The sequence below is a fragment of the Oleiphilus sp. HI0123 genome, from assembly GCF_001635315.1.
The window spans coordinates 1-10059 of record NZ_LWGE01000839.1 but is presented as its reverse complement, the minus strand read 5'-3'; the positions used below and the strand labels follow the sequence as shown (position 1 = coordinate 10059).

Below are 10059 nucleotides of genomic sequence, written 5' to 3'. Positions count from 1 at the left end.
TAGTTCATGGTTAAGTGGGCTGCTACCTAGTAGAGTGATGCTAGGTGCGCCAGTATCTTGAACGTTAATTGTTCGGGTAACGGTAGTAGCAGAGTTGCCTGAGGAATCGTTCACGTTGTAGCTCAGTACATAACTGCCGATTACGGTTGCATTGACTGTACCGCTGACACCGATGTTTGCAGAAATATCGCCGTCAGTATTATCTGTGGCTGTGGCACCAGGGTCAGTGTAAATTGTATTCACTTCATGATTAATTGGGTTATTGCCAACTAAGGTGATTACCGGTGGTGTTACATCATCTACCGTCACAAACCTTACCATGGGGTTTGCAGCATTTCCTGATGAATCAGTGACATTGTAGATAACTGTGTAAGTTCCTTGAGTATTTCCATCGACGGTATCACCGCTAACAACAATATTTGAGCTAATATCGCCATCTATATTGTCTAATGCTGTAGCGCCCGCATCGACGTAGGCTGTGCCAAGCTGGTGATTGGTGTTTGTATCGCCAATTAAAGTAATTACTGGGGCTGTTGAGTCATCTATGTTGACTGTACGGGTTACGGTTGGAGCAGGGTTGCCCGATGAATCTGAGACATCGTAAGTTATAAGGTAGCTGCCGATTAAGTTAGGGTCTACCGTGTCGCCACCGACAACAATGCTTCCGGAAAGGTCACCATCTACCGCATCCGTAGCTGTTGCGCCAGGGTCAGTGTAAGGCGAGCCTTGTGCGTGAGTGAGAGGGTTATCTCCGAGTAGGGTGATCATAGGGCTACCGGAATCGGCAACGATAACATCTCGGAAAATGCTTGTTGCAACGTTACCCGATGCATCGCTTACATCGTAAGAAAGAGTGTAGGTTCCCTCGACTGAAGTATTTACCGTACCTGTTACGACAATCGAACTTGATAAGTCTTCACCAGGAACATCAATTGCGGTAGCGCCTGGGTCATTAAATGGGGTGTTAATTTCTTGATTATATGGAGCAGCTCCTAATAAGGTAATGATTGGCGCGGTGGTGTCGACGACGTTAACTGTACGCGATACAACAATAGCTGAATTACCAGCAGTGTCAGAAACATTGTAGTTTATGATGTAGCTGCCAACGCTTCCGCTGATTACGCTACCTGAACTTACTATGCTTGCACTAATATCTCCGTCAACATTGTCGACGGCGCTGGCACCTTCATCTGAGAAGCTATCGCCTCTTTCTAGTGTAACAACTGCGTCGCCGATAAGTGTTATTACTGGTGCAGTCGTATCTTGAACGATCACCTCGCGCGTTACGGTCGTGGCTACATTGCCAGCTTCATCGGTAACATCGTAAGCAAGTGTGTAAGTGCCGGCAGTGTCAGAATCGACGTTTCCACTGATCATAATGTTGGCGCTGATATCTCCATCACGGTTATCGATAGCGGTAGCGCCTTCTTCATTATAAGTCGAAAGCTGTTCAACATAAGTAGGGTCGTCACCAATAAGAGTGATCACTGGTGCAGTAGTATCTTCTTCGATGACGTATACAGTTCGGATAACTGTTGTCGCGTTGTTGCCTTGGCTGTCGACAACATCGTATTCAATTTGAATGCCGGAGTTATTAGGGGTGGAAGTATCAATAATAGAGGGAGTATCAAGGACGTTTGGTCTAGTGATAACATCGACACTAATGTCACCGTCCTCTGGGTCTATCGCAACGAAGCCAGGCTCTGCATAGGTATCGCCGACCAAGAGGGTGACATCAGTTGAACCAGGTGACGTTTCACTAAGTGTAATAACCGGCTTAAGGTCAACACCTGACTCGTTTGCTTGAAGCTGAATCGGGGAGCCAGCAACAAAATTGGTAAACTGGAAGCAACCATCCACATCGGTGCTTGTGGTTATATCCGATTGTGCTGTTTGGCTGAGAAGTAGGTCTGCTTCGATTGCTACACCATTCTTTTCGATACAGCCTGTGATACCGAAAGGTATGACACCTGTTTCAATCGCGTAAATTAGGCCTGTTGTTTGGTCAGCGTGCCAAATTAGTTCCCCGTCCCAGCTTAAGCCCTTGGGGTTTGAGCCTGGTGTTTCAAAAAAACCGACCACGCTACCGTCAGTGGGGTCAACCCGAAATATCTTTTGTTCTTGTTGGTCTGCTACCCACAAGTCGCGACCATCCCAGGTAATACCGAAAGGACGAGCATTGGTGACAGAAGGGTTAGACTGATAAGAAGGTAGTGTTGAAGGGCCGGGTAATGATAGAAGTAGCGCGCCATCTTCAGGGCGAACCTTATTAATAGTGTTAGTTTGCCAGTCAACTATCCAGAAGCTATGTCCGTCATAAGTCATGTCGGTTGGTGATGGAAACTCGAGCTCTGATAGTGCATTTTCGGATTCGAGGTTATCTCCATCAACAGGGTCGATTTTTATAATGTTGTCTGTAATAGGGCTGGCATTCCAAAGATAATTCTCGGCAAAGGTTAAACCGCCACCGCCACAGTATTGACCGGCCGGTGTTGCACCGCAAGTAGGGATGGGGTTTCCGTCACTGTTAATTGGCGGATTATCTGTGTCTGTAAGGGGAAGGTTTAAATCACTATCACCGGCAGAAAATTGAAGCGCTCCTTCTTCGTCATAGACATCTTCTGGATAGACCCTGTAGATTCTGTCGGTGCCAAAATCGACGACCCAAAGGTAGCCGTCATGCATGGTGACGCCGTGGGGGGTGGAAGGGGTGCGACCATCACCACTGATGTTGTTAATGCTTAGTGTCGTTAGAATATTGCCAGGGTCACCCGGGGCCGAATAGGAAACTCCCGAGAACAATGAGATAAATAGAGAGGCAAAGGCGACCGCTAGCTTTAGCTTGTACATATTTATTATCCATAACGAATGAGGTATGAAAGTTCTTGGTCGCCTTACTGTTCCATGGCCTGAATTTCAAGTAAGGCTTCCAAGGCGGCGAATATAACGGCAATACTTACCTGAGTCTAATGAATGAGCGAAGCTGCTTAACAAACAGCGATATTTTTTTTCAAAAATTGAAATGGAGCACGCTTGTCGGGTGAAATGGTTCTTTTTTTGGGTTTGGGTGTTTTTGTTTTGCTGTGGCGTGGCTTTATAAGTTGTTGAAACTAAAAATGAATAATATTTATGTTTCTAGTGTTTGTGGTTTTTGTGTGTGGTCTGGCTTCTTATTTCTGTATGCCTGTAAGGTGAGTCGTTAATTGAGGGGCTGCTTGTTAACTGCTTTTAGAGTATAAAAAACCTGCTTATCGCAGGTTTTTAAAAGGAATTATGAATCTTTAATTAGCTCAGAGTTGTTCGATAATTCTGTCCCAGGCGTTGTCAAATGATGCTGCCTGATAGTCTGCAAACCAAGCCTTGTCGACAATGCCGTTGCCATCGCTATCTTCAAGCATTTGTGTTCGGTTTCCATTGATATCGTAATCATATTGGGCTACAAAATCCCAAACACGATCGCCATCGAGGTCTTTTTTGTATTCGGTCCGCTTGTTCAAATTATTATATTGATATGACTCGATATATTCTGGTGTGCCGTCCTGGTTATCATCACGCTCGTAGCGGTTTGGGCGATTGTTACTGTCGTAGCTGAAGCGGCTTATAGAAGTTTGAGTGTTTTCCTGGTTGGATCGAATGTTATGCTGGCTTAGGATATTGCCGTTTAAGTCATAGTTATAGCTGATTGAAGAGTTTGCTTCGCCGTCATTATCACTATCCTCAGATTGAGATCTAAGCCTGTTTCCGGAGTATGTATATGAGACGCTTGAAGCAAGTTCGCTATTGCGACTGACTGTATACAGAATAACATTGCCCTCGGTGTCATATTGATATTCTGCCAAAATATCTATTGTGCCATCATTCCCCAAATCAGTTTCGAGTTTTGACAGTAGAGAGTCTTGGTAAGTGTAGGATTGCAATATATCGAGTTCGTCTTCAGGTCTATCTATTTCTTTGCTCAGGATATTACCGTCATCATCATAGCTGATTGTTTCAACTGTATTTGACGCGCTATCAGATGTTTGCGTTAAACGGTTTTGACTGTCATAGCTGTAGTGAATGGTTTTGTCGACAGTTCCATCGTTATTGAAGTCTGTTTCCTGGCTTGTTAGAAGCCGCTCTTGGCTGTATGAATACTGAACGAGGGTTTTATCTAAGTTACCTTCATTCGATAAAACTGCAGAGTTAAGGTTTGATTCGATACTGATATCGAGGTTTTCATAAAGATGTTGGGCTGCTTGAGTGAAGGTTCTGTGGCTTTCGATATTGAGTTGCGATAGAACGCCTTTAAAATCGACTTGCTCGGTAAACTGGGAGGCCTTTACATAGAAATTGATTGTTGAAAGCTCTAATTCTGTGTGAGCGTTTCCAAGGTCTATGCCGTTCTCAGGCTCGCCGTCCTGGTCGAGTGCCTGAAGGAGTGTCGCTATGTTGATGACGCGGTCAAAGCTGGATATGTCGGTGCTTTGCAGACTTGTAATGATACTTTTTTCACTGTTTAGCGGGGCGGAACCGGATAGATCAAAAGGCGTGATAAGTTCCTGTGCTTCTGATGTACCTAGATAGATTCCACCAATAGAGAATTTAACCTGTTCGCCATCGCTATAAGAAAACTCACCACGCTCATTCGTCATGCCTGACTGTGTTTCTGTTTCATAATATAGGCCTGATACCGGGCTATCAATAAAACTGCCTGTTCTGATATCCGCTGGTTCAGTGCTCGATTGCTTGCTACCGCCATCACAGGCACTTAATAATATTGGTAGACAAGCAGCGTAAATAAATCGATTCAACATAGTTTCACCTTAAGCTTTAATTTCCATTCTATTGCGGCGTTAGAGTAAACGAGTCGATTCGTTTATCGGTTGGATCGACAAGTATATTGAATCGCAAGGTGTTAGCGCCCGATACTAGCGTGACAGGCAAAGCAGCTGAATCCAAATAGAGAGCGTTATCACCAGTCGCAGAAAGAGCGATGCTACCAGCGGCGCTACCGTTCACAAGGATATCGAAAGAAGAGCTATCATTTGATGAAGCGTATCGGATTGTTAGGTTGTAAGGGATGGCGAACGCCTGAATATCCGAGAACTCAATGTAATCTCCATCCTGTGCCAAGCTTATATTGATATAACCTGAGCCGGTAAAGCCTGAGCCATAACTTTCTACATCTGGCCCACCACCGATTGTGCCCGTTTCGGCCTCGACAAATATTGCAGCAGGGGTGACAACATTAATGGTTCTTTGCACGGTTATTGCGGCATTTCCAGCAGCGTCGACAAGGTCATAGCTCAAGACGTAGGTGCCATCGGTATTAATATCGACAAAGCCGCCTGTTGTAATGTTGAGGCTAATATCTCCGTCAAGGTTGTCTGATCCTATCGTACCAGGGTCAGTGAATAACTGGCCATTAACATGATCAATGGTTGAGTCACCTACAAGGGTGATTACAGGAGCGATGCCGTCCGTTACGTTTACTGTTCGAGTAACTGTAGCCGCGGCATTACCGGCAGCGTCACTAACATTGTAACTTAATACATAACTTCCAATCGTGTCGATATCGACAGAGCCTGTCCTTGCTATGTTGCCGGAAATGTCTCCATCAGCGCTGTCTAGAGCCGTTGCGCCGGCATCATTATAAGCAGTACCTTGAACGTGGTTGGTCGGGTCGGAGCCAGTAAGTGTAATCACTGGAATCGTTGTATCCTGAACAGTGATTGTGCGACTAAGCTGTAGAGCAGCATTACCGGCAGTATCACTGACGTCGTATCTTATTGTGTATATGCCTGCAATATTTGCATCGACGGTATCACCGCTTATGACGATGCTGGAAGTTAGGTTGCCATCCACGTTGTCGTTGGCTGTTGCACCAGCGTCGGTATAGCTCGTTCCTTGTTCAACTGTTTCAGCTGCATTGCCTGTTAGCGTAATGACTGGAATAGTTGTATCGGCAATGATGACTGTTCTAGTAACGGTCGTTGCAGCATTCCCCGCGGCATCATTGACGTCATAGCTGAGCACGTAGGTTCCGGGAGTATTAACATCAACAGCTCCACTAAGTACGATATTGGTGGTGACATCACCGTCAAGGTTATCGTCAGCTGTTGCGCCTGCATCTGTGTAAGAGGTGCTCTGTTCATGATTGACAATCGTGTTGCCCAGAAGAGTGATTGTTGGTGCGATGCCGTCTGTTACATTCACTGTGCGTGAGACTGTTGTTGCAGCGTTACCCGCAGCATCACTTACGTCATAAGAAATTAGGTAAGTGCCAATTATATTGGTATCTACATCGCCTGTTCGCGTGATACTGGCAGTAATGTCGCCATCAGCACTGTCAGAGGCTGTTGCACCGGCATCGGTATAAGGTGTGAGCTGAACATGATTAAGCGGGCTGGAGCCCAGTAGGGTAATCAGTGGTGCAGTACTGTCTTCGACTGTGACGGTTCGTGTTACTTGTACAGCATTATTGCCCGCAGTGTCACTGACATCATAGCGAGTGGTGTAAATCCCAGCTGTATTAATATCAACCGTATCGCCGGATACGATGATGTTGCTGCTTAGGTTGCCATCGACATTGTCGCTTGCCGTCGCGCCTGCGTCGGTATAGCTGGTAGCTTGTTCAACGGTTTCGTTAGAATTACCGTTGATTGTAATGACTGGAACTGTTGTATCGGCGATAACAACGCTTCTATTAACTGTAGCAGCGGCATTACCAGCGGCATCATTGACATCATAGCTGAGTATGTAGGTGTCTGGCGCATTTACATCGACAGTTCCGCTAACAACGATGTTTGCAGAAATATCCCCGTCAAAATTATCGTTAGCGCTCGCTCCTGCATCGGTATAGCTTGTTCCTTGTTCATGATTTTCAATTGCATTTCCAAGTAAAGCTATTGTTGGCGCAATCGTATCGCCAACATTTACAGCCCTTGTTGCGGTGGTCGCGGCATTTCCTGCTGCATCTGTTACGTCATAACTGATGATATACGAGCCTTCAACATTAACATATACACTGCCCGTGACAACAATACTAGCGCTCATATCGCCATCGATAAGGTCGGAGGCAGTAGCGCCTGCATCTGTATAGGTGCTGCCTTGTTGATGGTTGACGACTGAACTGCCGATAATGGTAATAGCAGGGGCTGTCGTGTCGGCCACGATAACGGTTCTTGTAATTGATGTGGCTGCGTTACCGGCTGTATCGCTAACATTATAAGTAAGAATATAGGAGCCGGCAGTATTTGCATCAACGGAGCCCGTGACAAGGATATTTGCAGTTAAGTCTCCGTCAACGGTATCACTGGCGGATGCGCCTGCATCGGTATAGCTTGTTCCTTGCTCATGATTAGTTGGAGTACTTCCGCTTAAGGTCAATACCGGTAGCGTTGTATCAACAACTGTAATAGTACGTGTTAGTGTTGTTGCGTTATTTCCTGCGCTGTCGCTAACGTTGTAATTGAGAGTGTATGTGCCAGCGGCATTTGCATCGACAAAACCGGATACAGTGATGCTGGCGGTGATATCACCGTCAGTATTGTCTGTAGCACTGGCGCCAGGGTCGCTATAAGCAGTTCCTTGTTCATGGTTGATGCTTGCCGAGCCAAGTAATGTGATAACCGGTGCGGTAGTATCGGTGACGATTACTGTTCGCGTAAGCTGTACGGCATTGTTCCCAGCTGCATCACTTACGTCATAGCTAATTACATATGTTCCAGTCGCAAGAGGGTTGACTGTTCCGCTTGAAATAATACTGGAGCTCAGGTCGCCATCAATATTATCTGTCGCACTTGCGCCTGCATCGGTATAGCTTGAGCCAAGTTCAATATTTACGGTTGTGTTGCCAATTAGAGTTATCATTGGTGCAGTAAAGTCGCCGACATTAACTGTTCGGACTTGTTGTACGGCAGGGTTTCCACCAGAGTCTGTCACATCGTAAGTGACCGTGTATGTGCCTGCGACATTTTCATTCACGTTATTAATGGTGACAATTGCTGCGCTAAGCGTAGCGTCATCATCGACTACGTCTGATGCAGTCGCACCCGGGTCGGTGTAAATTGTATTTAGCTCATGATTAAGTGGGTTGGCACCAGACATGGTGATGGTTGGTGCGCCAGTATCGGCAACGTTTACAGTTCTATTAACCGTGGTTGCGGCATTGCCTGCTGCATCAGAAACGTTATATGACAAGATATAAGCGCCGACAGTGTTGGCATCTACTGAGCCGGTAACTCCAATATTTGCTGAAATATCACCATCAATATTATCTGAGGCGATAGCGCCTGGATCGAGGAATATGGTGCCTACTTCATGATTGAGCGGGTCTGTGCCGACTAAGCTGATTACCGGCGCAGTCATGTCACTAACAATAACAGTTCGCGAGACTTGCGTCGCAGCGTTGCCTGAGGCGTCACTAACGTTGTAAGTAAGGGTATAGCTTCCACTTACGCTGGTATTAACTGCACCACCAAGCACAATGTTGGAGCTTAAGTCACCATCAATGGCATCTGATGCCGTAGCACCCGCATCCGTGTATGTCGCGCCTTGCTCTACATTAACTGTAGCGCTGCCAAGTAGAGTAATCACGGGGCCGGTTCTATCGGCAACGATTACGTCTCTGGTAACCGTGGGTGCAGCATTGCTTTGTAGGTCGGTAACGTTGTAAGACAGGGTGTAGGTACCCGCGATATTCGCATCGACTGTCCCACTAACGATGATGGATGCACTTAAGTTACCATCCACAGCATCCGTAGCGGTAGCGCCAGCATCTGTGTAGGTGGTTTGTAGTTCATGCAGGGTAGGGTTGTCGCCATTTAGTGTTATGGTTGGTGCGCCAGTATCCACAACATTCACTGTTCGTGTAGTGGTTGCTGCAGCATTTCCTGATGAATCGGATACATTGTAGGTAAGCGTATACGTGCCTTGTGTATTGGCATCGACTGTTCCTGTGACGCCAATACTTAGACTGATATCTCCATCAATATTATCGCTAGCGCTAGCGCCAGGATCGACGAAGATTGTTCCTACTTCGTGATCTAAGGGGTTGGCTCCAGCAAGGGTGATAAGTGGGGCTGTTGTATCGCTTACGATTACAGTTCTACTCGCCTGAATAGCGGGGTTTCCAGCGGCATCGCTAACATTATAGTGAATGGTGTAGTTACCAGCGGTATTTGTATCAACTGCGCCAGTGGTAATGATATTTACGCTAATATCGCCATCTATGATGTCTGTTGCGGTCGCTCCGGCATCGCTATAAACCGTTCCTTGTTCAGCGTTAACGGTGCTGCCTCCAGTAATCGTTATTACTGGAGCTGTTCTATCAGCAACGATTACATCTCTGGTTACCGTTGTTGCAGCATTACTTTGGGAATCATTTGCATCATAGCTAAGTGTGTAAGTTCCGGCGATATCCGGATCGACTGACCCAGTCACTGTGATTGAAGCGCTTAGGTCGCCGTCTGCTGCATCTGAAGCGGTCGCACCAGCATCTGTGTATGGCGTCTGTAGTTCGTGTAGCACTGGATTGTCACCAATAAGTGCAATAGAGGGTACTCCAGTATCCACGACGTTTGCAGTTCGAACTACGGTTGCTGCTGCGTTACCAGATGAGTCAGAAACATTATAGGTAAGGGTGTATGCACCTTGCGTATTGGCATCAACAGTTCCGGTAACGCCAATTGCTGTACTGATATCTCCGTCAGTGTTGTCACTGGCTGTTGCGCCTGGGTCGACGAAGATTGTGCCGACTTCGTGATCCAGCGGGTTCGTTGAGTTAAGGGTGATTACCGGAATAGTTGTGTCACTGACAATAACGGTTCTGGTGAGTTGTGTTGCCGCGTTTCCAGTAGCGTCACTTACATTGTAATTGATGCTATACGTACCGGCAGTATTAACGTCAACAGTACCGCTTGTGACGATGTTTGCACTGATATCACCGTCAATTACATCACTAGCAGTTGCGCCAGCGTCTGTATATAAAGTGCCTTGCTCATGATTAACTGTAGTACTACCGGTAATAGTGATGAGTGGAGCGCTTCGGTCTGCAACGATAATGTCTCGTGTTACGGT

3 protein-coding genes are annotated in these 10059 nt (G+C 46.4%); all 3 read right to left on the bottom strand.

Annotated features, from left to right (window positions below):
- Positions 1-2850 (bottom strand): DUF5011 domain-containing protein (locus tag A3761_RS07325; RefSeq protein WP_156491714.1); only part of this gene is annotated, 2850 nt, incomplete at its 3' end.
- A 440-nt stretch (positions 2851-3290) separates the two neighbouring features.
- On the bottom strand, positions 3291-4793 hold the full coding sequence (locus tag A3761_RS07320; protein WP_068739738.1) for a hypothetical protein: 1503 nt from the start codon (positions 4791-4793) through the stop codon (positions 3291-3293).
- Between the two features lie 28 nt (positions 4794-4821).
- The coding region (locus tag A3761_RS26170) for an S-layer family protein (protein WP_068750048.1) at positions 4822-10059 on the bottom strand (5238 nt) is incomplete at its 5' end.